This is a genomic window from Thiomicrospira sp. S5 (assembly GCF_003991075.1).
Classification (GTDB): Bacteria; Pseudomonadota; Gammaproteobacteria; order Thiomicrospirales; family Thiomicrospiraceae; genus Hydrogenovibrio; species Hydrogenovibrio thermophilus.
Genome location: NZ_CP014470.1, coordinates 15,387 through 42,108, shown reverse-complemented (window position 1 = coordinate 42,108; position 26,722 = coordinate 15,387). Strand labels below are relative to the sequence as shown.

21 protein-coding genes are annotated in these 26,722 nt (G+C 51.6%); 2 read left to right on the top strand and 19 right to left on the bottom strand.

Annotated features, from left to right (window positions below; translation table 11 throughout):
* Positions 1 to 73: 73 nt before the first annotated feature.
* The 5 genes from AYJ59_RS00180 to AYJ59_RS00160 all read right to left on the bottom strand — a co-directional run bounded on the left by AYJ59_RS00180 (position 74) and on the right by AYJ59_RS00160 (position 6,125).
* Complete coding sequence (locus tag AYJ59_RS00180; protein ID WP_127118951.1) at positions 74 to 634, bottom strand: response regulator transcription factor; 561 nt, start codon at positions 632 to 634, stop codon at positions 74 to 76.
* Positions 627 to 1,943: a sensor histidine kinase gene (locus tag AYJ59_RS00175; protein ID WP_127118950.1), complete on the bottom strand. Its 1,317-nt coding sequence runs from the start codon at positions 1,941 to 1,943 to the stop codon at positions 627 to 629. Before AYJ59_RS00175 ends, AYJ59_RS00180 begins: the two co-directional genes overlap by 8 nt.
* A 103-nt stretch (positions 1,944 to 2,046) precedes the next feature.
* Positions 2,047 to 3,315, bottom strand: coding sequence for an anaerobic sulfatase maturase (locus AYJ59_RS00170; RefSeq protein WP_127118949.1), 1,269 nt, complete (start codon positions 3,313 to 3,315; stop codon positions 2,047 to 2,049).
* Between the two features lie 152 nt (positions 3,316 to 3,467).
* Positions 3,468 to 5,126, bottom strand: coding sequence for an arylsulfatase (locus AYJ59_RS00165; RefSeq protein ID WP_127118948.1), 1,659 nt, complete (start codon positions 5,124 to 5,126; stop codon positions 3,468 to 3,470).
* 72 nt (positions 5,127 to 5,198) lie between these two features.
* Positions 5,199 to 6,125: an HAD family hydrolase gene (locus AYJ59_RS00160; protein ID WP_206197885.1), complete on the bottom strand. Its 927-nt coding sequence runs from the start codon at positions 6,123 to 6,125 to the stop codon at positions 5,199 to 5,201.
* 488 nt (positions 6,126 to 6,613) lie between these two features.
* On the opposite strand from AYJ59_RS00160, the gene AYJ59_RS00155 reads away from it, so the two are divergent.
* Positions 6,614 to 7,903, top strand: coding sequence for an MFS transporter (locus tag AYJ59_RS00155; protein ID WP_127118946.1), 1,290 nt, complete (start codon positions 6,614 to 6,616; stop codon positions 7,901 to 7,903).
* 60 nt (positions 7,904 to 7,963) lie between these two features.
* Entirely contained in the window at positions 7,964 to 10,120 is a 2,157-nt protein-coding gene (locus AYJ59_RS00150) for an AMP-binding protein (protein WP_164730701.1), read from the top strand.
* Between the two features lie 27 nt (positions 10,121 to 10,147).
* On the opposite strand, the gene AYJ59_RS00145 is transcribed toward AYJ59_RS00150, so the two are convergent.
* The 14 genes from AYJ59_RS00145 to AYJ59_RS00080 form a co-directional block, all read right to left on the bottom strand.
* Entirely contained in the window at positions 10,148 to 11,824 is a 1,677-nt protein-coding gene (locus AYJ59_RS00145; RefSeq protein WP_127118945.1) for a BatD family protein, read from the bottom strand.
* Between the two features lie 37 nt (positions 11,825 to 11,861).
* On the bottom strand, positions 11,862 to 13,934 hold the full coding sequence (locus AYJ59_RS00140; protein WP_127118944.1) for a VWA domain-containing protein: 2,073 nt from the start codon (positions 13,932 to 13,934) through the stop codon (positions 11,862 to 11,864).
* Positions 13,874 to 14,944 carry a VWA domain-containing protein gene (locus AYJ59_RS00135; protein ID WP_127118943.1) on the bottom strand — a complete coding sequence of 357 codons (1,071 nt, stop codon included), beginning with the start codon at positions 14,942 to 14,944 and terminating at the stop codon, positions 13,874 to 13,876. The genes AYJ59_RS00140 and AYJ59_RS00135 overlap by 61 nt, the downstream gene beginning before the upstream one ends.
* Positions 14,941 to 15,420 (bottom strand): DUF4381 domain-containing protein, encoded by a 480-nt coding sequence (locus tag AYJ59_RS00130; RefSeq protein WP_127118942.1) that lies wholly within the window; start codon positions 15,418 to 15,420, stop codon positions 14,941 to 14,943. The genes AYJ59_RS00135 and AYJ59_RS00130 overlap by 4 nt, the downstream gene beginning before the upstream one ends.
* A complete protein-coding gene (locus AYJ59_RS00125; protein ID WP_127118941.1) occupies positions 15,420 to 16,334 on the bottom strand; it encodes a DUF58 domain-containing protein in 915 nt (304 codons plus the stop codon). Before AYJ59_RS00125 ends, AYJ59_RS00130 begins: the two co-directional genes overlap by 1 nt.
* Before the next feature lie 20 nt (positions 16,335 to 16,354).
* A complete protein-coding gene (locus AYJ59_RS00120) occupies positions 16,355 to 17,338 on the bottom strand; it encodes an AAA family ATPase (RefSeq protein ID WP_443080230.1) in 984 nt (327 codons plus the stop codon).
* 225 nt (positions 17,339 to 17,563) lie between these two features.
* A complete protein-coding gene (locus AYJ59_RS00115) occupies positions 17,564 to 19,858 on the bottom strand; it encodes a response regulator (RefSeq protein ID WP_127118940.1) in 2,295 nt (764 codons plus the stop codon).
* Positions 19,855 to 20,760: a substrate-binding domain-containing protein gene (locus AYJ59_RS00110; protein WP_127118939.1), complete on the bottom strand. Its 906-nt coding sequence runs from the start codon at positions 20,758 to 20,760 to the stop codon at positions 19,855 to 19,857. The genes AYJ59_RS00115 and AYJ59_RS00110 overlap by 4 nt, the downstream gene beginning before the upstream one ends.
* Before the next feature lie 34 nt (positions 20,761 to 20,794).
* Positions 20,795 to 21,793: a tRNA 5-methoxyuridine(34)/uridine 5-oxyacetic acid(34) synthase CmoB gene (gene cmoB / locus AYJ59_RS00105; RefSeq protein ID WP_127118938.1), complete on the bottom strand. Its 999-nt coding sequence runs from the start codon at positions 21,791 to 21,793 to the stop codon at positions 20,795 to 20,797.
* A gap of 35 nt (positions 21,794 to 21,828) precedes the next feature.
* Entirely contained in the window at positions 21,829 to 22,554 is a 726-nt protein-coding gene (gene cmoA / locus AYJ59_RS00100) for a carboxy-S-adenosyl-L-methionine synthase CmoA (protein WP_127118937.1), read from the bottom strand.
* A gap of 246 nt (positions 22,555 to 22,800) precedes the next feature.
* Positions 22,801 to 23,562, bottom strand: coding sequence for a hypothetical protein (locus AYJ59_RS00095; protein ID WP_127118936.1), 762 nt, complete (start codon positions 23,560 to 23,562; stop codon positions 22,801 to 22,803).
* A gap of 158 nt (positions 23,563 to 23,720) precedes the next feature.
* Complete coding sequence (locus AYJ59_RS00090) at positions 23,721 to 24,854, bottom strand: transglycosylase SLT domain-containing protein (RefSeq protein WP_127118935.1); 1,134 nt, start codon at positions 24,852 to 24,854, stop codon at positions 23,721 to 23,723.
* A 40-nt stretch (positions 24,855 to 24,894) separates the two neighbouring features.
* Positions 24,895 to 25,815 (bottom strand): DNA/RNA non-specific endonuclease, encoded by a 921-nt coding sequence (locus AYJ59_RS00085; RefSeq protein WP_127118934.1) that lies wholly within the window; start codon positions 25,813 to 25,815, stop codon positions 24,895 to 24,897.
* Positions 25,812 to 26,654, bottom strand: a complete 843-nt coding sequence (locus tag AYJ59_RS00080; RefSeq protein WP_127118933.1) for a methyltransferase domain-containing protein — start codon at positions 26,652 to 26,654, stop codon at positions 25,812 to 25,814. The genes AYJ59_RS00085 and AYJ59_RS00080 overlap by 4 nt, the downstream gene beginning before the upstream one ends.
* Positions 26,655 to 26,722: the final 68 nt, after the last annotated feature.

The window sequence follows — 26,722 nt, the reverse complement described above, 5'->3', positions numbered from 1 at the left end:
TGTCATTTTATGGGATGTTCGAGTTCGCCATTCAGTTTAACCTGCGGCATTTTGTCGCACCAGAAAAATGTGGTTATTTATGGACGGGTTTCTTTTGCAATTTACGTTGCAGCGTGCGTCGGTGCATGTTGAGGGCGCGGGCGGTGGCGGAAATATTACCGTCGTGTTCCATCAAGGTGCGTTGAATGTGTTCCCATTCGATGCGTTTGGGTGACATGGTGTCGTAATGGGCCGATGGGATGGAGCCGGCTTCCACTTCGGTTTTTGTTTCGTCGCTGTCCAGTTCGAGCGATTTGAGAATATCGGCAAGCGAGGCCGGTTTGCACAAATAATCGCAGGCGCCATGTTTCATGGCTTCCACTGTGGTGGCGATGCTGGCGTAGCCGGTCAGAATCACCACCCGGCACGCTGGTTGCCGCTCTACCAGATACGTCAGCAATTTCAAACCGCTGTCGCCTTGCAGGTTCAAGTCCAGAATCGCGCGTGAGAAGCGTGTGGTGTCGATCAAATCTTGAGCCGCATTCACGGTATTGGCGGCATGGATTGGATGGCCCTGGCGCTGCATCATGCGCGTCAGCGTCGTTAAAAAAGCGCTGTCGTCGTCTACAATCAGAATATCGGTCGTCTCATTCATGAATGGGAGCCTCCATGATGCTTTTGGGGAGTCGGATTTCCGCACGGGTTTCGTTTTCGGCGCGTTCGAAATGCAGCTCCCCTTGATAACGTTCAACAATCATTTGGGTCAGATACAGCCCGATGCCTTCGCCGTCGGATTGAGTAAGCGGACGTTTGCCGAGTTGCGACAGTTCGGTGTCGCGCAGCCCTTGGCCATGATCGATGACTTGGAAAACCAAGCCATCGTCGTTTGATTCACACCGTAACGCCACGTAATCCGGGCTGTAACGGGCCGCGTTTTCCAATAGGTTCAACACCGCTAAAGACAGGCTGTTGTCGATGTGCAGGGTGATGGGGGTGTCGGGCAGGGTGATCGGCAATTCCTGCATCGGGTGCAGTAGGGTAAACTCTTCTTTCACTTCGGCGATAAAGTCGGACAAGGCACATGAAAAACGCCCAGGCCTGGCGGATTGGTCGGCTTTGCGGCGGATATTGCTCAGCGCTTTCTGACAGACATTGAGCTGGTCCGCCATGATGTCGAGATCCTGTTGTGCCTGTGATGACGAGCAGGTTTGCCGCAAACTGCTTTCAATCAGGGACAGTGTGTTCAGGGGCGTGCCGAGGCGATGGGCGGATGAGGCCGCAAACGTCGCCAATGCCAGCAAGTATTCGTGTTGCAGGGCTTGTTTTTGGTTTTTCAACAAATCCTGTTGCTGGGCGTCCAGTTTTTGGCGCAATGGGAAGACAATCATCATCACCAGCACCGAAATGCCGAGAAAAACCGCGGCGGAACCGCTCAAATGCCAATCGAAGAACGCATTGAGGCTGGGAATTTTCATGCTCATAATCGGCACATAAAAGCGATTGAGCAGGAAATAAATAGCGGTGGTCAGCAGAATCAGAATGAAAGCGGGTTGGCGCGAGAAGATGACCAAGCCGATGGCGATGGGGGCGATTAAAATGTGGATCAGCGGATTGATGGCCCCGCCGCTGTCGTACAAATAACCGCTCAGCACCATCAAGGAAAACACAAACAACGCCAATACCTGGCCTTGGGACAGGCTTTTGAACCGCGGTAAGATGAGATACAGCAAAAAGGTGCCGATCAGTTGCAGCGGCAGCCACAACAGGTACATGCGGTCGGGCAAATGGATGTGATAAACCCAATGAAACCAGGATAGTGCCAGCACCAGCACACAGGACAGGAACAGCATGTAATGGGCGAAAAATTGCAGTTGGTGGGCTTGCATCGGCGTGCGCCACCAGCCGGGCAGTGAAATCGACATGGCTTTCAATCGGGTATTCTTGGAATAGGCTATTGTAGCCACTGCCCCGAATGCGAGCCTGAGGGGAGTTTGACAAAATCCTTAAGAAATAATGGAAAAGCGAAGCTATCGCCGCCTGGTACGGCGGTCTGGGTTTGTAAAAGGTTCAGCGCATGCCCATGCGTTTGGCTAAGGCACTCTTTTCCGTCGTGGCTTTTTTGTAAAAGGCTTTTAAACCGGCGCACAGGTACTGCAAGCCATCTTCACCGTCTGGGGTTTTCAAAAAGCGGTCTTTCGGGCAGTTGCCCCAGCATAGGTTCAAATAATCGCATTGCTTGCAATAATCTGGCAGCGTTTTGTGTTTATCAAAGCCGAATGCTTGCTGTTGTTCGGAAAACGCCATATCGCCTTCGTGGGTTTCCAGAATATTGCCGAGTCGGTATTCGGGATAGACGAAATGATCGCAGGAAAAGACATCACCATTATGCTCAACTGCCAGGGCTTTTCCGCAGATTTGAGCCGTCACGCATTTTTGGCTGCCATAGCCGAACATCATCGACACCACGTTTTCGAATTGGTCGATAAACAGGTCGCCGAAGTCTTTTTTGATCCATTCGTCCCACACCCGGTTGAGGAAATAGCCCCAGTCTTCCGGAAGCACCGACCATTCAGTCACAAGGGCACTGTCGCCACTGGCGTCTTGTTTGGGGTTAAATTGGACCGGAATCTGTTGGGTATTCCAGGTACCGGGCGCCACGGTCGTGAAATCCGCTTTTTCCACGCAGGGAATGAATTGGATTTGTTTGGCTTTGACTTCGTCACGCAAAAATCGATAGACGTCGATGGGGCGGCGCGCATTGTCGCGGTTGACGACGCAGAGAGCGGCAAAGGGAATGTCGTGTTTGTGCAACAACGAAACCGCTCGCATGACACGTTCGTGTGTCGGCTGACCGCCTTTGCTGACTCGATGAATATCGTGTAAATTCGCTGGGCCGTCGATGGAAATACCGACAAGAAAATCATGCTTTTTTAAAAAGCGACACCATTCTTCGTTGAGCATAATGCCATTGGTCTGCAAGTCATTGGCGATGCGTTGATTTTCTTTTCGATACTTTTGTTGAAAGCTCACGACCCTTTCAAAAAATTCCAGTCCCATAAGCGTGGGTTCACCGCCTTGCCAGCTGAACACGACTTCATCGCCGGTTTGCGCTTCGATGTATTGTCGGATGTGTTCTTCCAGAACCTCATCGCTCATGCGTGGCATTTTCGGTTGGTCTAATAAACCTTCTTTGTGTAAATAAAAACAATAGGAACATTCGATATTACATTGTGAGCCACTGGGTTTCACCATGGTGTGAAAACGGAAGGTATCATTTGTTGAATCGATTGGAAACTGCAGTTCGGGGTGATGATGGCTGTCTTGTGAGGGTGTCATAACGTACCTTAAATTAAATGCCAAATGGCGGATTTTCCAGCGTGTTTTTCTAGCGAGTTTACGAAACCGTTTTTAGAATAAACCGCTTGTTTAAAAAAGAAAAGCCATTTGGCGAACCAAATGGCTTCTTGAGTTAACCAACTAAAATCGGATTAATTTCCGGTTGGCATTGGCAGTGAAACGCCCTCTTTTTCCAACTGTTCACGGATGTGTTTAAACCGTTGATAACCGGTTAAAGTTATAGGTCCAGTGTATACGTCACTTTGCAGTTTACGTGGTGGATACTTTACATAGGTCTTCATGAGGTTTGACAACTCTTCATTAAAGGTCACTAGGGTCCATGTCCGCTCAGTGAAGTTATTCATAAAGAGGTCGTAACGCTCTTGCGGGTCTTGCCAAAGATCGAAAATCTGTGGCACGGTGGCAACATAGCTTTCCGCACCTTTCCAACCGATGTTGGTGTCAACAGCGAGTCCACCGGTTTTAGCACCGTCACCGCCGCGCAAGTTGAATACCGCTTTATAATTTCCGGCACGGATTGCACCTGGAGACAGCTCGTTTTCAGTAAAGTAGAACCAAGAATCACGTTCCGATTTACCTTTGCCGGTCAGAATCGGCGTCATGTCATAACTGTCGAAAATAATCGGTTTGCCTTCTCGATCTTTTTTCGGCAAATCGACGCCAGCAATGGAGGCAAAGGTCGCCATGAAATCCAGTCCACCGACAATGTCGTGGTTTTTGGTGTTTGGCTTGATTTTACCAGGCCAGACCGCAATGGCCGGGGCACGGTTACCGCCTTCGCGAACCGTTCCTTTTGTGCCTCGGAAGGGGGTGTAGCCCGCATCCGGGTATACGTCCTGCCAGGCCCCGTTATCGGTGGTGTAAACCACCAGGGTATTTTTATCCAGCTTTAACTCTTTCAGCTTGTCCATGATTCGACCAACCCGCGCGTCCATTTCGACTACCGAGTCGGCGTATTTGCTCTTCGACATCGATTTGTGCTTATAGTCCGGGTCCGGCATATTCGGCTGGTGGTTTTTCATGAAGTTGACGTTGATGTAAAACGGCTTGCCTTTTTTATGCTTGGCCGAGTCTTCCAGAAATTCGACGGCCGCTTTTTCAACATAACGGTCATAGAAAGGAATTCCGACCACACCTTTTTCAGGGGTGTTGACATATTCACCGTTAATTTTGAATTCTTCGTAGGGTTTCTGCCCAGCTTTACCGGATAGCGAACCTTTGGTCACTTTCTGGAACATTTTCCGTAACTTCGGATCCATGTCCGGGAACCAGTTTGGATCGGCATAAGTGTAGGCGTTCAGGTGATAAAGACCGACGTATTTCATTTCGTCGTAACCGTGAGCATTCGGTAGTGAATAGTCGGCTTCACCCAAATGCCATTTCCCGGTGAAATAGGTGTTATAACCGCCTTTTTTCAGGACGGAGCCCAGTGTCCACTCTGCTTTCGGTAAGCCGCCGCCCTGGCCTTGGAAGGCCACGGTTGTCATACCGCTTCGGTTGGGAATGCGTCCGGTTTGCATGGCGGCACGGCCGGGCGTGCTGCTCGGTTGAGCGTAAAATGAGAAGAAGGTCATCCCTTCTTCGGCCAGTTTGTCGATGTTCGGGGTCGGCATACCGCGGCCTTTACCACCGCCATAAGGGCCCAAATCACCGTAGCCGGTATCGTCCGATACAATCAGCAGGATATTGGGCTTATCGGGGTCGGTGGACGCCGCTTGCGCCGACGGCATGGTGGCCGGCAACGCCAGTGCGCCTGCGATGGCCACATTGAGTAGGTTTTTTTTCAACATATTGATGGTCTCCTTGGACGAAATTATGTAAAACGTCTTGTGTACAATGCCGAACGGAAATGGTTGAAGTGTTCAGAAATCCGGGTAAATGGTTTTCCAATCGCTTTTCATGTCCACAACGGTCCAGCCTTGTTTGGTTGCCATATCCAGCGCTTTGTCCAGATGGCCGAATGTCGATTTTCGGTCGTAAGCCCATTCCCGTTTTGCATCGGTGTGGTGAACGAGCAAGCCGAAACGTTTGCCTTTACCGGAGGTGGTCCATTGCAGCATTTCCAAATCGCCGTCGGAATTCCCGAAGGCGGCAATGGGCTGGCGCCCGATGTGTTGGTTGATGCCGACGGGTTTACCGGCTTTATCGTCAATGAAGTTAATTCCCGCCTCGCGAACAATGACCGGTTGACCATTCATGACTTTGTATTGGGTTTTCACACTGCTGCCGACAACTTGTTCCGGTGGAATGCCATAGACTTGTTCCGTCCAGGGGCGCATGAATGCGATGCCGCCACCCGAAACGATAAAGGTTTTGAAGCCATTGGCTCGCAGGTAGGTCAGTAGCTCCAGCATGGGTTGATAGACCATTTTGGTGAAGGGACGGCCGGTGGTTGGGTGTTTTGCGGTGGCGATCCATTCTTTGACGATGTTTGAAAAGTCTTCGGAGGTCATGCCGGCATGGGTGGCCATGACCAACTCGATAAGCGCTTTTTTCCCTTCGGCCGTGGCGGCGCCTTTGAGGTCACCGTTTAAAATCGATTTAAAAGGTTCTTTTTGTTTCCATTCCGGATGCTTAGGCGCCAGGGCTTTCAAGCGGTCAATGGCGAAAAATAATTGCGCGTACATCGGTTGTTCGGCCCAGAGAGTGCCATCATTATCAAAAGTGGCGATGCGTTCCGGCACGGGAACGAAGTTGGGGGATTTGGGGTCAGTGACGTCTTCGACAAAGGCGATAATGGCTTGTTTGGTGGGCGTATTTTGCCAGGAAGGTAATGGGCCATCCGCCATGGATACGGCAGAATATGAAAATAGGAGCGTGGCCAAGAGGATGGCATTTACGAATTTGTTTAGCCTTAAAGCCTGTCGCATAACGGGTACCTGTTTTTTTGTTTTTATTGTGGGGTCTGCTGCGCTCAGGCGCGGTGTGTTACTTAGATTACCTAGATAAATTACGTAATACAAGCAATTTTTGTAATGTTAAAAAATTTTTACTCCCTTGATTTTATTGAAATTTTTATAAACCTGTTTTTGGTACTAATCGTTTCGGGTTTTGTTCGTCATGCAGTCGATTTGGCTTAACGGTTGGTCCCGGTTATAAATGGCTTCTGGCGGTTGATAACCAGAATTGAATGGGCAAGCCGGATGGGCACCTTTATAATGCGGCAGGTTTTGGAGGCACAGCACTGGGTGAAAAGATTGCAATCGGTTCCTGACTTGTGTCAAATGAAGCTTTCTGAAACCCAAATGCCGAATCGGTGAAGGCCAAAGGATGACGAGTGAATAACGGATTTTTTCTGACAAGACGGTTTTTTCCGCTGTTTTGGGTGCAGTTTTTAGGTGCCTTTAACGACAATCTGTTCAAAAACGCTTTGGTGATGCTGATTACCTTTCGCCTGGCGGAAAGTCCGGAGCAGGCCGGACTCTTGATTACGCTGGCGGCGGGCATTTTCATTCTGCCGTTTTTCCTGTTCTCGGCGTTTGCCGGGCAGTTGGCGGATAAATACGAGAAGACCGCGCTGATTCGAAAAATCAAGCTGGCGGAAATTCTCATTATGCTACTCGGTGCCATGGCTTTGATGACTCAGAGCGTCGAGCTGTTGTTTGCGGTGCTGTTTTTGATGGGGGTGCAGTCGGCATTTTTCGGCCCGATCAAATACGCCGTCTTACCGGAACATTTGGCCGATCAAGAGTTGTTGGATGGCAACGGTTGGTTCAGCGCCTCCACGTTTGTGGCGATTCTGTTGGGAACGATTGCCGGCGGCTGGGTGGTATTGACCGACGGTGGGGAAACCGGCATGGCGGCGGCCATTTTGGTGGTGGCGGTGCTGGGCTATGTTTCCAGCCGGTTTGTGCCGGTCAGTGCGGCGGGAGACGCATCCTTGACGGTGCACTGGAATCTGTGGCGTAACACCCGTCAGGAAATGGCGTTGCGCCACGACTTCCCGCAAGCGTTTTTCGCGGTGTTGGCGATTTCGTGGTTCTGGTTTCTGGGGGCCACCTATTTAAGTCAGATTCCGGTGCTGGTGGCCGATCAGCTTGGCGGGGATGACAAAGTGGTTTTGTTGTTTCTGACGGTGTTTTCCGTCGGGATTGCGCTGGGTGCCTGGTTGGCGGGACGCTACCAAAAGCCGGTGCGCAGTCTGACCAATGTGCGTTGGTTGGTGTGGCTGTTGATGGCGATTTCAGTGGTGATTCTGATTGGAAACCTGGCCATGAACCAGGTGGTGTTGGCGGATGACCTTGTCGGTATTTCGATGTTTTTGACCCAATGGCCGTCGGTGGTGGTGTTATTGACCATGCTGCTGATCGCCACTTTCGGTGGTTTGTTTACGGTGCCGCTTTACACGTTGCTGCAAGTGAAGACACCGCATCATTTTCGTTCGCGAATGGTGGCGGTCAATAACATCACCAATGCGTTGCTGATGGTGGTGTCGTCCGTCTTCATTATGGCGTTGTATGCATTTGAATTCGATTTGACGCAAATTTTATACAGTGTGGCACTGTTGAATCTATTGGTCGCTTTCTGGTATCTGAAACGCGGGCGGGTTTTGGCACAGACGGTGTGATAAGCGCCGTCGGCCGGTTTCGTTTATCTTAAAGGTCTCTCAAAAAAAGGAAAAACAATAATGGTGAGCCTGATTATCAAATTTTTATTGAAAGTCTTCTACCGGGTGGAAATCACCGGGTTGGAGCACTACCATCGGCTGGATCAATCCGGCGAACCGATGTTGATTGTCGCCAACCATACCTCGCTGTTGGACGGCGTGCTCATCAGTACTTATCTGCCGGGCGACACCGCTTTTATGATTGACGAAACTCACACTCGAAAATGGTATGAACGGTTTTTGCTGAGTTTTGTCGATCACTTTAAAGTCGAATTCCACAACCCTTATGCCACCAAAAAAGTCATTCAAGAGTTGAAGAACGGCAAACACTGCATGATTTTCCCGGAAGGGCGCATCACCACCACCGGCAGTTTGATGAAAATCTACGAAGGCACCGGCTTGGTGGCGCATAAAGCCAAGGCGAAGATTCTGCCGATTTACATTCAAGGGGCGCAAAAAACCCATTTCTCCTATTTGGACGGCATGAAGATGGCGTATATGAAACGCCAGTGGTTGCCGAAAATCACTTTAAAGGTCTTGCCACCGGAAACCATTGAATTGCCAGCCGGTTTCAAAGGGCGTCAAAAACACCAATTTTTTAAAAATCGTGTTTTCACGCTGATGCGTGATAATCAGTTCCACGCTAATTACACACCGAAATCCTTGTATCGAGCCTTGGTGGATTCGGCGCGGGAATACTCCGCGTCGGATATTTGCGTTGAAGACATCAACGAGGTGGCCTTGTCGCGTAAAAAACTGCTGTTGGCGTCGCGTATTCTGGGTAAAAAATTGCACCGGCTGTTGAAGGACGAAAAACGGGTGGCGGTGTTATTGCCGAATGTCAGCGGCATGCCGACCACCTTTTTTGCGTTGCAGGCTTACGGCTATGTGCCGGCCATGCTGAACTTCACCGCTGGATTGGGGCCGATGAAATCGGCCTGTGAAACCGCGGAAGTCCGGACGGTGTTGACGTCGCGCAAATTCGTGGAAGCCTATGAATTGCAGACCACGGTGGAGGCTTTGTCCGAACAGGTACGCTTCTTGTATCTGGAAGACATTCGCGCCACGGTGGGGTGGGTCGATAAATTGGGTGCTTTACTGAGCCGCGCTTCGGCGGTGCCGGGGTACAGTTTGTCGCCGGATGAAGAAGGTGCGGTGTTATTCACTTCCGGTTCGGAAGGCGCGCCGAAAGGCGTGGTGTTGTCGCATAACAATTTGTACAGCAATGTCGAGCAGATTTCCGCCATGCTAACCTTATTGCCGGGCGAGCAATTGTTCAATGCCTTGCCGACTTTCCACAGCTTCGGCTTAACCGCCGGATTGTTGTGGCCGTTGTTAAAAGGCGGCAAGGTGTTTTTGTATCCGTCGCCACTGCATTACGGGGTGATTCCGGAATACGTTTACAATTTGAACGTGAAGATTCTGTTCGGTTCCGATACCTTTTTCAGTGGTTATGCCAAAAAGGCTGACCCATACGACTTTTACAGTGTGCGTTATTTGGTGGCGGGGGCGGAAAAACTGCGCCCGGAAACCCGTCGTTTGTATGCCGATGAATTCCTGACACCGATTCTGGAAGGCTACGGCGTGACCGAAACCTCGCCGGTTTTAGCGGTGAACATCCCGCTCAGTTTCAAAAACGGCACCGTCGGACAACTGGTGCCGGGCGTCGATTATCGGTTACGTAAAATCGACGGTATTCAAGAGGGTGGCAGTTTGGTGGTGAGAGGCCCGAATATCATGATGGGGTATCTGATGCCGGACCAGCCGGGTGTGCTGCAACCGCCGAAGGACGGCTGGCATGATACCGGTGATGTGGTGGACGTGGACGAAGATGGTTTTATCCGCATCAAAGGGCGCGCCAAACGCTTTGCCAAAATCGGCGGGGAAATGATTTCGTTGGCGGCGGTGGAAAGTTACATCAACCAGGCCAGCCCGGAAGGTCATCACGTGGTGGTGGCCGTGGCGGATGAACGTAAAGGCGAGCAGTTGATTCTGGTCACCAATGACGAGTCACTGAGCCGTCATACCGTCAAGGAAGCCGCCAAAGCCGCACAGGTGTCGGAAATCATGGTGCCGAGAACTGTGATTCTGGTTGAGGAAATGCCGGTACTGGGCACTGGTAAAACCAATTATCCGGCGGTGCAGAAAATCGCCGACGGTCACTTCAAAAGCGATTGATTCCGACCGACCCGGCGGTTCGTTGTCTTAAGATTCGTTTGGATAAATCGGTTCCAGTTTCTGGCCGGAACCGGTTTTGGCGGGCGCGTTTTGCGCTTGGCGTTGCAGGCGTTGGATTTCCGCACAAATGTCGGCCAGCGTCTGCGGTGCCAGCGGTTCCTGATGATACAGATGCGCCTTGAGGCGCTGTAAGTCCGTCAGCAGACGATTGCTGCTTTCCACGGAGGCTTGTTGCTGCCAGGCCAAAACGGCGCGGTACAGTGATTTGGCGTCCAATTCCGCTTCATCACAGACCGTGTCCATTTCCGGCGATTTTGACCAGGCCTGGTCGTTTTTCAGATTCGCGGTTTCCGTTGGCTCGCTTGGTAAATTTTGCAGTGCTCGACGCCATTTCAGCGCATACCAAAGCGTTATCAACCACAATCCCAGTAGCAGAGCGCTGAACCAGGAAACCGACCAAGTGGTTGAATCCGCTGTGGATGTTTCACGTGAAACGGTTTCAGGCGTTTCCGGCAAGGGCGCGGTGTCAAAGGTGTTGTTTTGAGATGTCAGTGCCGGTAACACCGTCAGGGTTTTGGACGGCAGGGTAATGGTTTCCAAGGTGTTTTGTTCGGTGTTCCACCAGTGCAGAGTCAGTTCCGGCAATACGATGTCACCCGGTTCGGTCGGAACGATGGCGAGCTTTTCCACCTTCTGACTTTGCATACCGTTTTCGGTAGCTTGATTATTGGTGTGGGGCTGATCCGGATAAATATGGAAATGCGCCTGCTCTTTGAACTGGAAATCCGGCAGTTGCGAGGCCAAAAGTCCATCCGCTTGCAGGGTCAGGGTTCGGGTAATGGAGTCGCCGACCCGAATCGGATTCGGCGTTTGCCAGTCTTCGGTGAGGCGAATTTCTTTAGCCGGTAGCCAGGCGGATTGCGCCGGATAGGTGTCCGGTTGCGGTTGTACATTCAACTCAATCGGCTGGGTTTTATCCTGCACCAGTTTCAGCACGCCGCGGTATTGAATCCGGCCATTAAAGCTTTGCGGCGGAATGGTCATGGCACCGCTCTTTTGTGGGTAGAAGGCCCAGGTCCATTCGTAGACTTCGTACAGTTTCCCGCCGATACGCTTTTGGTAATTGAACTGGTTGCGGATGTTCTGGGTGATGGCGTGGTCGAAACTCGGCGGGCGGATATTACCGTTGAGGAACTGGCCGAGATGATAAAACCGCAGGGTGAACAGCACTTCCTGTTGCACATAGGGTTCCGTGATATTCACGCTGGATTCGAGAAAGCTGCTGCCCAGCTCACGCGCGTCGGCTTTCGGCGCTTCCGAAACATGTAGCACGATTGGGTCGCTGAGCTCGCCGTCGACATTGAATGGGGGAATCACCAGGTCGCCGGCTTGTTTTGGCGTGAGGCGCACGTCCCAGCGGGAATAGGCTTGATAGTTACCGTTGACGATTTGAATCTGACTGCTGCGCTGGCTGCCCAGTACTTCGAACTGGTCGTCCAGACTGTGGAAGTCGGGCGAGTCGAAGGTTTGGAAATCGGTTTTCACCACCAGGGTGATGATGTCGCCCATTTCGGCGTCCTGATGGTCGATTTGTGCGGTCACACCGCGGGCAAACGCCTGGCTGGTCACCAACAGGATGAGAATCAGTGCCAGGGTAATCAGAATCACCTTTTTCAAGTATCGCCGAGTGTGTGCTTGTGTCATTATGCGTTACCGTTTCGTTTTTCAGTCGTGTTGGGCGTTACCACATTTTATCCTCATATTTGGGATTGGACGAGCCGCCTTGTTGCTGGTATTGGTATTCGAATTTGCGCTTCAGGAACAAAGCCGGTTCGTCGGGAATCTGTTTCAGCCAGTTTTGGCGCGCCTGTTCCTCTTCGGATTGTTGCGCGGTCAGTGCTTTGCCGGCGTCGTTGGGTCCGGCGTCGGATTCGGACAGTCCTTGCCCCAATTCCTGGCCGGGTTCTTTGGGCTGCTTCGGCTGTTCGCCGCCTTCTTTCGATTGCAAATCGCCGTCACGCGGTTCCGCATTTTCATCGTTTTCGCCCAGGCCTGGTGATTTTGGCTCCTGTGCCTTTTCCGAAGGATTGGGTTGATAAGGCTCGTTTAAATCGTTGTTTTGCGACTGGCCATTGGGTTGTGTTTGCCCGTTTTCGCCACTTTGGCCGCTTTCGCCGTTCTGATTCGACTGGGCGTTGGACGACGGTTGGTTGTTCTCGGAAGACTGATCACCGTCCTGCGGTTTGGGCTGACCTTGTTGATCCGGTTGCTGTTTATCGGGGCTTTGGCGTTCCTTGTCGCCGGATTCCTGAGCGTTTTGTTGCTTTTGCACCTCGAGAATCTGGTCCATTAAGTCGAGATTTTTTTGCGCGTCCGTGAGCTTTGGATTGGCTTTCAGCGCCTTTTCATATTGTTCTTTGGCGTCTTCAAACTGGCCGAGTTTGGCCAGCGCATTACCTCGGTTGTAATGCCCTTGGGCGCTTTCGTCCAGACTGAATTGTTTGGCGGCTTCTTTGTATTTGCCTTGTCGATACAAGCTGGCACCGCGCCAGAGCGGGTCTTCGAATCGGTCCAACGCCGTGTCGTAATCCTGTTTCAGCCATTTTTCATAGCCCTGTTGGTCGGGTGATTTGAACACGTCCAGCAAGGTAACGCTGGTGTTGTCATCGGTTTTGACCTCTTTCGCCCAGGCCGGAGACGGTGAAATGAGGCCGCCGGAAAGCGTTAAGCCCAGCAGACTGGCGCTTAACCAGGAAAACGCCCAGCCGCGTCGGTACGCCAACGCGCCCAGCGGCACCAGCAACCACAGCAGGTACACGCCTTCGTCCAGCCAGTTCGACAGGGTTTTATCGGATGGGGGGTGATTGTCCGAGCCGAATCCGCTCAAGCTGTCCGGCAGTAATTGGGCGGTGTCGACATCTTGCATGGATAAAGTCGAGAGGGTGGCATCGGTTTGTTGCGCCAAGGATTGGAAGCGTTGGAAAGGCACTTTCGCCATGATGATTTTGCCGTTTTCGTCCTTGATGAGCCCGTAATTCGGCACCTGAATCGGCCCGCCGTTCGGTGTGCCGACCACCAGAATGCTGAGTTGCAAATGGTGTTGTTTGACCTGTTCGGTGATGGCGGCGAGTTCCGACGCTTCGACATCGTCGGTGACCCACAGGATGTGGCCCTGTTTGACATGGGCGCCTTTGAATAAGGTTTGGGCCTGTTCGAAACCGGCCACGGCATTGGCGCCGAAACTGGGCATAATCAAAGGGCTGAGATTGGGCGTCAGCGCCAGCAAGGTCTGGTTGTCTTCGGAAATCGGCGCGATGGTGTGCGCGGTGCCGGCATACGCCACCATGCCGACATTCAATTCCGGATGGGCTTTCAATAGGTCGAGCACTTTATAGCGGGCGCGGCTCAAACGGTTGGGTTTGAGGTCGTCCGATAACATCGACAGCGATAAGTCGAACAAAATGACCGTGCCCTGACGGTTCTTTTCCGCCGGGACATCGACTTGTTTCCAGCTCGGGCCGGACAGGGCGATGATGGCGATACTCCACAGAATCGCCAAACCGAGCACCGGCCAAGGGAAGACGCTTTCTTCGGATTTCTCGCCCAGCAGGACCGGTTTGAAACGTGGCGAGATAATCGCGTTCCAGGCGCCTTGTCGTCCGCTTTGTTTCCAAACTTTCCAGACCAGCCAGAACGCCGGAATCAAGGCCAACAGCCATTCGGGGCGGAGGAAGTGCAAAGTGGCGTTTTCCATCAGTGACGCCCTCCGGTTTTGGGCGCGGTTGGGCGACGTCGCCAGCGGTTCGGATGCCATTGCGGATAGACCCGAAGCATCACCACCAGCAAACTCAGCAGCATCGCCAGCCCCAGTGGCCAATGGAACAGTTCGTCGCGCAGACGATAACTGTTGACGTCGTGTTCACTGGATTCCAGTTGGTTGATGAGGGTGTAAATCTCATTGAGTTTGTCGGTATCGGTGGCGAGGAAAAACTGGCCGCCGGTCAATTTGGCAACTTGTTGTAGCGTGCGGGTGTCCATATTATGACCGCGGCCGAACAGGAAGTCGTCGATGGCGGCGGGGTCTTTTTGGCCGATGCCGATGGTGTAGATTTTCAGTCCCATTTTTTCCGCCTGCTTGGCGGCATCCAACGGGCGAACCGCACCGGCGGTATTGGAGCCGTCGGTGAGCAGAATCAGGACGGCGTTTTCCTGTTTGGCTTTGTGCAGGTGTTTGAGAGCGATGCCGATGGCATCACCAATGGCGGTGTTATTGCCCGCCATGCCGATTTCGGTTTCCTTGAGCAGGGTTTCCACGGTGTTGAGGTCATAGGTCAACGGGCTTTGCAGAAACGCCTGGGAACCGAATACCACCAGTCCCATGCGGTCGCCTTGGCGGTTCTGGATGAAATCTTTCACCACGTGTTTAACGGCGGTCAGCCGGTCGACGCGGTGACCACCGAGCATCATATCGTCCTTTTCCATACTGCCGGACAGGTCCACGGCCAGCATCAGGTCTTTACCGCTGGCTTGAAAAGGCGTGGTGTTCAGAAACCACACCGGACGCATGGCGGCCAGAATCAACAGTATCCATAACAGCAGCGCCCAAGGCGGCAACCGATATGGATGGGCCTTGTGTTGTAGCAGGGTGCTTTTTCGTGCGCTTTCCAAACGCTGCATCAAATGCGGGGCCAGCAATGGAATCTGTCGCTTCGCCGCCGGTTTCAACACCAGGCGAATCACCCAGGGCAAGGGCAGAAACGCCAGCATCCACGGCCAGAGAAAATCGAATTGTTGCCACAGCGCGGTCCAGTCGTTAAAGGTCATTTGTGGTGTCCTTTAATCCAGTTGCGAGCGTAATCCAGTGTGTCACGGATGGCGGCTTCCGATTGAATCGGGTTGGGCCGGTAAGCCGATTCCAGACAGGCTTGCAGGTGTTCCGGCTGGTCGATGTAGAGCGCGGTCTGATGCAGGAAATTCACCCAGGCCTGGCCGCTGAGTTCGGCCACCTGGCGGCGACCGTAGTTGGTGATGGCGACCTGTTTGAGCAGTTTATTGGCCAATTGCAGTTGTTGTTGCGGGGTGTCCGCCTGAGCAACTTGTTGGTCGAACAGGTTCAGCGCTTCTTCGCGGTAGCGGTTATTGCGTTTTTGGGTCAGGTAATACCAGGTTAAACCAATCAGAATCCCGCCGATGCCGACGAACAAGCCGATCAGCGTTTGCGACAGCGGCCACCAGCCGACCGGATCGGGGACGGCAATGTCGTTCATTTGAGACAGCAATTGTTCGATTTTCGGATCCATTATCGAAGAATTCCTTGTGTCATCAGGCCTTTGACCGGGTCTTCGTCGGTGGCGATATCCACCAACGGCAGATGCCAGGGCGCGAGTTGTTGATGCAGGGTTTGCCAGGCGTTTTCGTAGAGTTCGGTGTATTGCTCGCGAAAGGCGTCATCCAGCGTATTGAGTGCCATTTCGTGGTCGCCGTCGGTCAGCTTCAGTTGCCCTAAGGTCGGCAGGTGAATTTCCAGTGGATCGTAGACGTGTATCAAGGAGATGTCGGCATGGCGCTTCAGTTGGGTCAGTTTTTCGATAAAGGCGTCGCTGCTGTTGAGGAAATCGCCGATCAGAAACACCCGGGTGCCGGGGCGTAAATGTTTTTGCAGTTGCGACAGTTGTGTCAGCCAATTTTCCGCAGACGAGGTGCCGGGTGAGCTGAGTTGTTGTTGCAGCGCCAGACTTTGATGCAGAAACTGCATCACCGAGGTTTGGTGGTGGCGTGGCTCGACCCATTGATGCCCGAGATGGTTAAAAGCCAGTCCGCCGAAACGGTCGCCTTGCTGCAGCGTGACCCAGCCCAAAGCGGCGAGCAGTTGCAAGGCCATATCGGCTTTGAAGCGCGTGCGGGAACCGAAAAACAGTTTGGGACTTTGCTCCAGCACGCAGACCACCGGTTTTTCCAGTTCTTCGGTAAAGACTTTGGTGTGGGTTTTCTGGGTGCGGGCGCTGACTTTCCAGTCGATGTGGCGCACGTCGTCTCCGGCGGTGTATTCGCGCACTTCGCTGAATTCCATGCCGCGGCCTTTACGAATGGCCTGGTGGTAACCGCCTTTTTCGGAAATGAGTTTTTGCTGTTGCGCCAGACGTCGCGGTTTCACGTGAAACCGTAAAGCGATCAAATCGTCCATTTGCGTGTAAGGGCTGGCGGCGTGCGACATGGTGAAATACTTGCGGTGGTTTAAATCACCGGCACCAGTTTCAAAAGGTCGTCGACCAGGCTGTCGCTGGTTTTGCCGTTGGCTTCGGCCTCGAAGCTGACCAGCAAACGGTGGCGGAACACGTCATGCACCACGGCTTGCACTTCTTCCGGCGAAACGAAGTCTTGCCCTTTCAGCCAAGCCAGTGCGCGAGCAGTGCGCGACAGTGCGACGGTGGCACGCGGGCTGACGCCGTAGTCAATGTAACGCGCCAAGTCGGCATCGTATTTGTCGGCCTGACGGGTCGCCATGACCAGTTCGACGATGTAGGTTTTGGTTTCCTCGGACAGATACAAATTGAGGATTTCGTCGCGGGCGCTGAACAGCTCCTCTTGCGACATCATTTCCGGGATGGCGTTCACGTCATCGCGTGCTTCACGTTCCACCAAATCGAGAATCAGTTTTTCCGCCGCCGAATTCGGGTAATCGATTTTGACGTGCATCATAAAGCGGTCGAGTTGGGCTTCCGGCAGCGGATAGGTGCCTTCCTGCTCGATGGGGTTTTGCGTGGCCATCACCATGAACAACCGTTCCAACGGCAGACTGTGTTTGCCGACCGTGACCTGTTCTTCGGCCATGGCTTCCAAAAGCGCGGATTGCACCTTGGCCGGGGCACGGTTGATTTCGTCGGCGAGAATCAGGTTATGGAAAATCGGGCCTCTTTGCAGCGCGAAGTCACCGGTAGCCTGACGGTAAATCTCGGTGCCGGTGATGTCGGACGGCAGTAAATCCGGTGTGAACTGGATACGATGGTAGTTGCCTTCGATGAGACTGGCGAGGGTTTTAATCGCTTTGGTTTTCGCCAGGCCTGGCGGCCCTTCCACCAGCAAATGCCCGTCGGCCAGCAGGGCGATGAGCATGCGTTGTGTCAGATGGGATTGACCAATAATCTGCTGATCGAGCGTGTCGAGCAGTTGCTGGGCTTTTTGTTGTAGGGCGGTTGTCGCAGTCGTCATGGCGGTCATTGGGCGTTCCATTTGATAAAACAGGGTTGTGATTCGGTTTTGTCGCCGTTCCGGTGGGGTTCGCACCCGCGCTTGGTCGGCGTTTCAGTCTTTTATGATTCGCGCGCTTTATTATAGGAGGATAAACGAATTTCTCAATTGAGAAAAGAGTAAAAGCCTAAGCAATCTTGGAGGAATCTTGACCATCGGTTTTGCCCAGGCCTGGTGGTTTTCGCAGAAGCTTGTTCAATGATTGAGGAATTCGTGCAGAATGCGTTTTAATTCACCGAGGTTAATGGGTTTGGTGAGGTATTCGTTCATGCCGGCCTGGATGAAGCGTTCACGGTCGCCGGTCATGGCATTGGCGGTTAAAGCGATAATTGGCAGGGTCTCGCCAATCGAGGGGAGTTTTCGAATACGTTTGGTGGCCTCAATGCCGTTCATATTGGGCATGTTTTCGTCCATCAGCACTAAGTCATATTCTGTATTTTGAACCGATTCGAGAGCTTGCAGTCCGTCTTGGGCGGTATCGAATGTCAGCCCTTGTTTTTTGAGGATGGCGGACATCAGCATCTGGTTGGTTTGGTTGTCTTCCACCAGTAGAATATGGCCATGGAAGGGCTGAGTTTGTTCCGGGCGCTCACTGTTCGGTGATTGGTTTAATTGCACTACCTCGGCCGGAATGTTGAAAGAGAAGGTACTTCCCACGCCGGGTTCCGATTTGAGGTACAGGTGGCCGCCGAGCATTTCTACCAGCTTGACGCTGATGGTGAGTCCGAGGCCGGTGCCGCCGTATTTGCGGGTGGTGGCGGTTTCCGCTTGCGAAAAGGCTTCGAAAATACGTTGCTGCGCTTCTTCGGATAGACCGATACCTTGGTCTTTGACCGCACAGAACAGAAAACCGTCCTGATAGTCGATATCCAATGAAATGCTTTTTCCCGGATTGGTGAACTTGACGGCGTTGGAGAGCAGGTTGGTCAGCACTTGCTTAACACGCAGGATATCGGTTTTCAGGCCGGATGGTAAGGCTGACGACAGTTTGACGGAGAACGAAATGTTTTTTTCGCTGCACCGGGCCTTGAAGAGGTCAGCGGTACTGTTGAATTCAACGCGAGGGTCGAATTCCACCGGATCGTATTCCAGTTTGCCGCTTTCGATTTTGCTGAAATCCAGTATGTCGTTAATGATGCCAAGTAACGAGTTGCCAGACTTATCGATGGTGTCGAGGTATTGTTTGCCTTCTTCGTCCAGCGGTTTGTCTTTCAGTAGACCGATGAAACCGAGAATGGCGTTCAATGGTGTACGAATTTCGTGCGACATATTGGCCAGGAACTCGCCTTTGGCCTGAGTGGCCGCCAGGGCTTTGTTTTTTTGTTCTTCCAGATCGCGGTTGATGCGTTCGTTGGCGGTGATGTCGAACATGGAGATGATATAACGCTGGTATTTACTCGATTTAACCGCAGATACCTGAAAAATCGTTTCTTTGCCATGCCGCAGAATCTTGGCTTTATACACCTGCTCTGGGTGCGCAACCAGTGCTTCAATCCAGTTTTCAGCGTCTTTTTTGTAAAGGTAGCCTTCTTCGCGGACAAACAAATCGCAAATGCAGTTGTGATGGCGGGCAAAGTCAGCCAGATCGGTGTATTCGGGAAAGAATTGGTAAAAGCCGCCGCTTGCGTCAATAATGCGCACGCCGTCGTTGACGATAATGATATTGGTTTGCGAATCGAGAATGTCCTGAGTGTAATCCTGGTTGATTTCAATTTGGCGAGTGGTGTTGCTGATGTTGCGGCTCAGTGCCCAAAAGCCAAGTAAGCCAAGAACCAAAGCGGATAGCGATAACAGGATTTGCAGGTTTCGGTATTCTTTTTTCTGTTCGTCCACTTCTTTTTGAATTTGCTGGAAGTTCAGTTTGTTGCGGTAGAAGATTCGGTTAGCGTCTTCTTTAATACGGTGAAAAATTGGTTGGAAGAATTTGACTTCGAGTTTTAGCTTGGTCAGGGATTCGGCCAGTTTGGGGCTGTTTTCCAAGCGCATTTGGTCAAGTTGTTCGAGTTGTTCTGTTAGGTCATGAATCTTGTCGTTAATGATGCGGAATTTTGGCAGAATGTCGGCACGCGCAAACGAAAAGTGATCTTTTACCCGTGGCGTGTACTGAAAGATTTCGAACTGCTCTTTGGTATTGGGCAGGTTCAAATCCAAACGGTGTCGGTAAATGCCGCCTTCGTTCAGAATGGCCAGAGAATGTTCGATTTCACGTTGTTGTTCGAGGATGTCGCGGGTGAGGATTTTACGGAGGTGTTTGTTTGGAAACGCCGCCATCTGGAAGAAGTCGGATTCGATTTTATGAATTTCCAGAATGATTTCCTGACCGATGAGGTTTTCCACTTCGGAATTTTTAACTTTCATGTCCAGTTCATGGATAAAGTTGGAGACACTCAAGTTCAAGATGGCCTGGGAACCGAACCCGAAAATAAACACCATCAATAACAGAAAGAGATTGCGTGGGGTTTTGTTGAATTTTTGTTTGATGCGATTCATTGGCGAGCCTTGTGCGGTTCGTTTTTTTCCGCTGGAGGTAAGGCCGCGATGGCGTGTTTTAATTCGTCCGGGGTCAGGAAACCGTATTTGGCAAAGGTTTCCAGGCCGTGTTTCGAGCTGGCAAAGGCCATGAATTCCTTAGCGAGTTCCGGTTCGGTGGAAAACGACAACAGATTCAGTTCCAGAAGTTTGGGCGGTGCCAGCGATTTAGGCAACAAGATGGCGTCGACATACAATTCGGTTTCCGGCCATTTGGTGGTGGCATACCAGTTCAAGGCCAAATCGGCATGGCGATTTTTGATGGCGTTGAAAATACGGTGTGAGTCGGTGGTAAAGTAGGTGACGTTGTCATACACCTTGTCGGTAATGCCAACTTTGTCGAGCAGCGCTTTAGCGTTTTTGCCCACCGCGCCGGAGTCGGGTGCCGACAGCACCACGGAAATGTCCGGGTCGTACAGTTGGTTCAGGTTGTCGGTTAAGCGTTTTGGGTTGCCTTCCGGAACCACCAAGGCAATACGGTTGTATCCAACGAATACGCGGTCTTTTAATAATCCATCGGCTTGGTGTTTGATGCGATAAGATTCGGAACCGGGAAAAAAGATATCGCCTTTGCGTTCCAGCTTCAAGGTGCGGTACAAATAGCCGCTGGCACCTTGTTTGATGGTGACGTCGACATCATGAATGGCTTCGAACTCGTAAGCCAGTTGCTGCAAGGGGCGCACCATGGTAATGCCGCTGTAGATGACCAGTTCCGGTTTGTCGCTGTTGTCGTCCGAGCCGAGGTTCAGTAATGCGCCATCCTGAGAATCGCACCCCAATAAAAACAGGCTAAGCAATAGTACGGGCACTAGGCGGAAAGGGTTCATCATCAGGCGTTTCCGGTCAATCTTGAGTTCTTCCATTCTACACTAAATCCATCTAGAAAAGCGGGCGGATTTATTTAGGCTTATCCGCCAGCATCACAGCGCGTAATGGCGCAGGATAGCCTTCAACCGTTTTATTATGGTCATTTGGGTCGAGAAAATCTTCGAGTGATTTCCAATCCATCCAATCCGTAGAACGTTGCTCTTCCAATGAGGTTTGGTTGAGGTTCACGCAACGGGCGTTTTTGAAGCCGCACTTTTCCAACCACAGTTGCAACTCGTCTACCGACGGAATGAACCAAACGTTGTTCATCTGCGCATAGCGTTCACTCGGCACCAGCAATTGACCGAAATCGTCCGGTACCACCAGTGTTTCCAGCACCAATTCGCCGCCCGGGCGCAATTGACGTTTCAAGTCGAGAATGTGGTCGATGGGCGAACGGCGATGGTAAAGCACACCCATCGAAAAGACCGTGTCGAACACATCGGACTGCTGGCTGGCCGGAAGTTGTTCCAGTGTCAGCGGTAGGAAATAGGCCGGTAAGTTTTCCCCGAGGAAATGCTTGATGGCGAGAAACTGGGTCATAAACAGCATACTGGGGTCAACGCCGACCGCCAGAGACGCGCCGTCGCCCAACATGCGCCACAGGTGATAACCGCTGCCGCAACCGATGTCCAGTACCTTGCGGCCTTCCAGCGGGGCCAGATGCGGTGCGACGCGATCCCATTTCCAGTCCGAACGCCATTCGGTGTCGATGGCGATGTTTTCAATCTCAAACGGCCCTTTACGCCAAGGGATAAAAGCGCGTAACGCTTCGGTCAGCTCCGCGCGGTCGGCCTCGGAAAACCCTTCCGAACGGGCGGTGATGGCGCTTTGATTCAGCCAGGCCTGGTCGGAAGTGGGGAATTGCATAATGCGGTCCAACGCCGGTAGCCAGCGCGGCAAATTGCCGTTGGCATCGGCGTCCAGCGCCATATCCAACGCCGGTGGCAAGCTGGTCAACCAGTGATTGAGACGAAAATTTTCTAATTGGGGCCAGAAGTTGGCGTAATGTTGGTGATGGTGTTTCACATGGAACCTTTACGTTGTAAATTCAAGTCGTTCAATTATTTGATGGCCAAAAAGGACGCGAAATTATACGCCTGAAACCAGATGTTGGCGTGTTCGAAACCGGCTTGTTTCAGGCGATTCAAATGCGTGGCTTCGGTGTCGCTGATGAGCACGTTTTCCAAAGACGCGCGCTTCTGGCCGATTTCCAATTCGGAATAGCCGTTGGCGCGTTTGAATTGCAAATGCAAATGCTCGATGGCCTGCTGCATCGGTTCGGAATCGAAATGGATTTTTTCCGACAAAATCAAAATGCCGCCCGGCCGCAATCCTTGATAAATTCGATTAACCAATAACTGGCGCGCCTCCGGTTCAATGAACTGCAAGGTGAAATTGATGACCACCACCGACGCATTTTCGATGACGGTGTCGGTCATGTCTTCGCACTGCAAGGTCACCGGAATATCGGAATGAAAGCCTTCAATATGCTCCCGCGCGCGGTCGATCATCGGCTGGGACGTATCCACGGCGATAATGCGGCAACCGGAAGGCGCTTTACGGCGCATGGTCAAGCTGGCCGCACCCAGTGAACAGCCTAAATCGTAAAGCTGGGAATCCGGTTGGGCATATTGCGCCGTCAGCTCCCCGATGCCGGTCAAAATGGTTTGATAACCCGGCACCGAGCGCTGAATCATATCCGGAAAGACGGCCACGACCGATTCGTCGAACTGAAATTCGCCGACGGCTTCATGAGGTTGGGCATAGATAGTGTCTTTCACAGTCATCCGATCCTATGGGTTGCTTGATGGTGGCTTATTATAAAAGATTTGTGGGAAGCAGTGATAGTTGTGATTCAGGGAGTGGCGTAATGAATTTACCTAGGCCGGGTCGTTTTTGAGTTAAAAATGAAACTGTAAAATGGAATTTCAAGTATCAAACTGGAGTCTGGCCCTATTGATTTTTAGTTGCTTAGCGTTAAAGCTAAGCGAGCTGTGCTTTAGCACAGTCCGCTTGAGTGTGAATTGTTAGTTTTAATTGAACTCAAAAGACTTACCATCTTCATTAATTATTGTTTTTATTCCTCTGTTGACCAATTCAAAACCAAGATGAGAGGGCTTTTCTACACCTTCTGGAAGATAAGAAACATATACATCTACATTTTCATAAAAAGATAACTTAACAAGAAAAATTCCAAATTGGTCAGGTGTTGTATATTGATAATAAAAAACTTCCTGATTACTTCCCAATTTTGGCTGGTTTTCAAGCTCTTTAGCTGTCTTATGTTGAATTAGCTCTTTGAACGCTTTGGGGTTTGGTTCATTTGAATGTAAAAAGCCAAGATAGGGTTTTACTTTGCCCTTAAAGTTTGTGCCATAGTGATGTCTGTATATACCCATTGCGATATGCTCGAAACATTTGATAAGTCTTTGATAATCTGGAGTACCCCAAAGGATTTCAAGAAATTCATTATCGTCATGAAAATGGTAAAACCGTTTTTTTAAAAATACTTTATCTAACAATTTATAAGATGTTCTCTTGAGAGCCCTCTGTATCTTTCCATGGTAATGTTGATAGCCTATAGAATTATTACCAATAATGCCTGCGATGCAAACCATTAAAAATTCATCATCTCTTGATTTTTCTCCGTTATGTTTATCACAAGATGGAACTGTAATTAAATCTACTCTATGGTTTTTTCCTGAATCTTTAATAGTTGGGAATAAGCATTTCGGAGGGACATGCTCAACAGAAGTAGCATGGGCATCACACATGTAACATTGTTTATTTTCCATTGTGAAACTCTTAAAAGCTAACGTTTAGTATAGGGCATTTTTGCCTTGTTATTTGATATTGATTCTACTTTCAAACTTTTTTTGAATTTGATAATACACTAAATATTTTTACGTAGCTAGTTGGCACATGTGCAACAGCGTTCTTAGAACCGCTTTATTCAAGCGTAAGCGCGTTTTTTCTGGGTGACTTTGTAGAGATAGTTGCGGGCTTCTTCGTATTTGAGGTTTTTGCGCAGGTGGCTGTAGACTGCCGAGGCGCTCATGGCGTTGATTTTGGAAAAGGCGCGGTCGCGGTTGGAATCGAAGGCGTTGAGCACATTGCCGCTGCCGGTGTTGTAAGCGGCGATGCAGCAGTATTCGCGTGCTTTGGCGTTTTTGACGTTCGACAGATACCGGGTGAACAAAATGTGCAGATAGGCGGTGCCCATTTCGATGTTGTTGCCTGCTTTGAACAGATAATCCTTGGTGGGGGTGCCGTCTTTTTTGTACAGAAAACGGTAGGCATCGCGTCCGGCGGATTGCGGCACGATTTGCATTAACCCGTAAGCCGGAATATGACTCATGGCGTAGGGGTTGAAAGAGCTTTCGGTTTCGATAATGGCGTAAATCAGCGCGGAATCGATGCCGAAGCGTTTGCTTTGGCGGTTGACGTAACTGGCGTAATGTTTCTGCTGGGCCTGATTGTGGTCCTGAATCATGTCGAAGGTGACGTAACGGCGTTTTTTGCCGTTGTAGGTATCGACGTGATAGGCGTGTTTCATCAGGTATTCGGCGTAACGATTGGCGCGCCATTGGGTGCCGACGGGCTTTTTGTCCTGATCGACGACCAGGTCGTATAAAAACGGGGTTTGCCCGGTTTTGACGGCTTTATCGGACAGTAAATCGACCTTGGACGGGTTTTCCGGCGTCAGCAAGGTGCTGATAATGGCGGCTTTCAAGGCAGCATCGGGCTTTTTCTCGTCCACGGTTTCCACGCGGATGCGGCCGGTGTTGAAATTGACGATGGCGCGGCTTTTGTATTGGTCGGTGTATTTGACGTATTCTTTCGGGGTGGGGACCTTTTCATCGCCCCAGGTTTTGGCGAGTTCCTGAATCATGCTTTTCAGTTGCTTGCGCACCAACTGGTCCAGCGGGGCCACGCCGGTGGAGGGAATCTGTGCACTCAGGGCGGACGGTACGTCGCCGTTCGATAACTGCTGGGCGGAGGCCAGGCTGCGCCGGATTTCGTTCCCCGTGCAGCCTGACAGCATGCCGGTGGCGGTCAGCAGGGTGAGAAATTGGCGGCGTTTCATGGCGTCTCCTTGGTTGGTTGCGCGGATCGAGTCAATCGGGTCAATATCGGCTCGGCAAGTTGGCGACTTGCGATAATGACCAGGCCTGGGGGTTTTGGCTGGATTCCAGCGAATGTTCAATAGCATCGTCCAATTGCCAGAAAAAATCAATTCCGGTTTGCGCTTCCACGGCGTCGATGGTGGTGACGTATTTCAGCAAACTGTCTTTCGGTTTGGCGGTTTGCGGCAGGATAAAGGCCAGCGCTACCGGGGCTTTTCCGTCATCCGACGGGCGGATGAAAATTTTGTAGAAGGCTTTGGGGATGGCGATGGGTGCTTTTTGGAAGCGTTTCGGGTCGGCGTCGAAAATTGGTCCGGTCACTACCCAGAAATCACCGAATTGTTTGGGAAAGAAATCGGCGCTGATTTCTTCCAACCGTTGCCAGATCTTCTGATTGAACTGCGGTTTTTGCGGGGTGATGTTGGTCATCAGAAAGGTTTCTTTTTGCGCCGCGAAACCGTAACGGCTGGCGATGACGTAATTTGGCGCCATGTGGCCGCGGTTGTAACCGCTGCCGGTGTAGTCGGAATGGCGGATGTACGCCAGCGAGCGCCAGTCGGCTTCAAAGCGCGGCCGTTTGCCGTAAGGCACGGTGTTGGGGGTGACTTTGTAAGTCACCCAAACCGGGTTGGCCAGCGCTTCGGAATAAGCCAGCATGAAACCGTCGTTGCGCAGAACGTGCGTTAAGGTCTGGAGGTTGTTCTGGGTTTTCGGCACGCCCATATAAGCCATTTGCGGCCGGGCGACTTCGACTTCGTAAACGTATTTCAAACCCCCGATGAGCAGCAACAGGCCGAAGAGCGTCGGCAGCCAGAAAAAAGTCAGTTGCAGCAGTTTGGGCTGCTTCGACAGCTCCGAAAACAGGGTGTTGAGCAGGCGTTTTTGTGAGGCTTTGTGTGAACGGTTTGAAAATCGGGTCATGACTCGGTTTCCGGTTTGTAGGCTAAAAAGTGGATGTAACGCCCCATGTGGCGGTAAGTGGCGTGACGGCAGTAACGGTATTCCAGCGCCAGCAGCTCGTCCGGATCGCTGTCGGCCAGCACTTGCGGCGTGAGGTAATCGTGAAATACGCGGATGCCGGTTTGCTGGCGAATTTCAAAGCCGAGCGCTTCGAGTTGTTCGATCATGTCTTCCGGGTATTGCGGATTGGGCGGCGTGAGTTTTTTGCCCTTGCCAATATAGGCGTCGGACAAAATATGCTCCCAGCGCCAGCTGCCTTTGAGCACATTGTTGTAGACGAACGCATTGCGGTTATAGAACAGCAATGACAAATATCCGCCAGGCCTGACCTTGTCGGCCACGGTTTGCAATCCGGTTTTCGGGTCGGCCAGCCATTCGATGACGGCGTGGAACAGCACTAAATCGAAGGCGGGCAATTCCGGTGCCAGGCTTTGTGCCGAACCGTGCAGGAAGGTGGCTTCCAGTTGCTGGTCGGCGAAGTTTTGTTGGGCACGTGCCAGCATTTTTTGTGACAAGTCGCACAGCGTCAAATCATGCCCGGCTTCGGCGAACCATTGGCCCATTTGCGCGAAACCGCACCCGGCATCCCAGATGGATAAGGGTTTGGATAGAGGCGTGGGTAGAGACGTTTGAGCGGAATCCGCCAGGCCTGGTGAATATTGGCTATTTCGCAGAAAATCCAAGTCTTCTTTCAGCAGTTTAAGGCGCCAGTCGCCTTTGACGGTGTCGTAAACCCGTTTTTCGAACTTGTCGATCAGACTGTCGAAATTGCGGTCGGTTTGCACGGTTTGCTTGGGCATGGGGCCGTTGGATTCCGGTGGTTTGAAAGTCGATATTATAGGGCATTTCAGCCAACGTCTGAAACGGG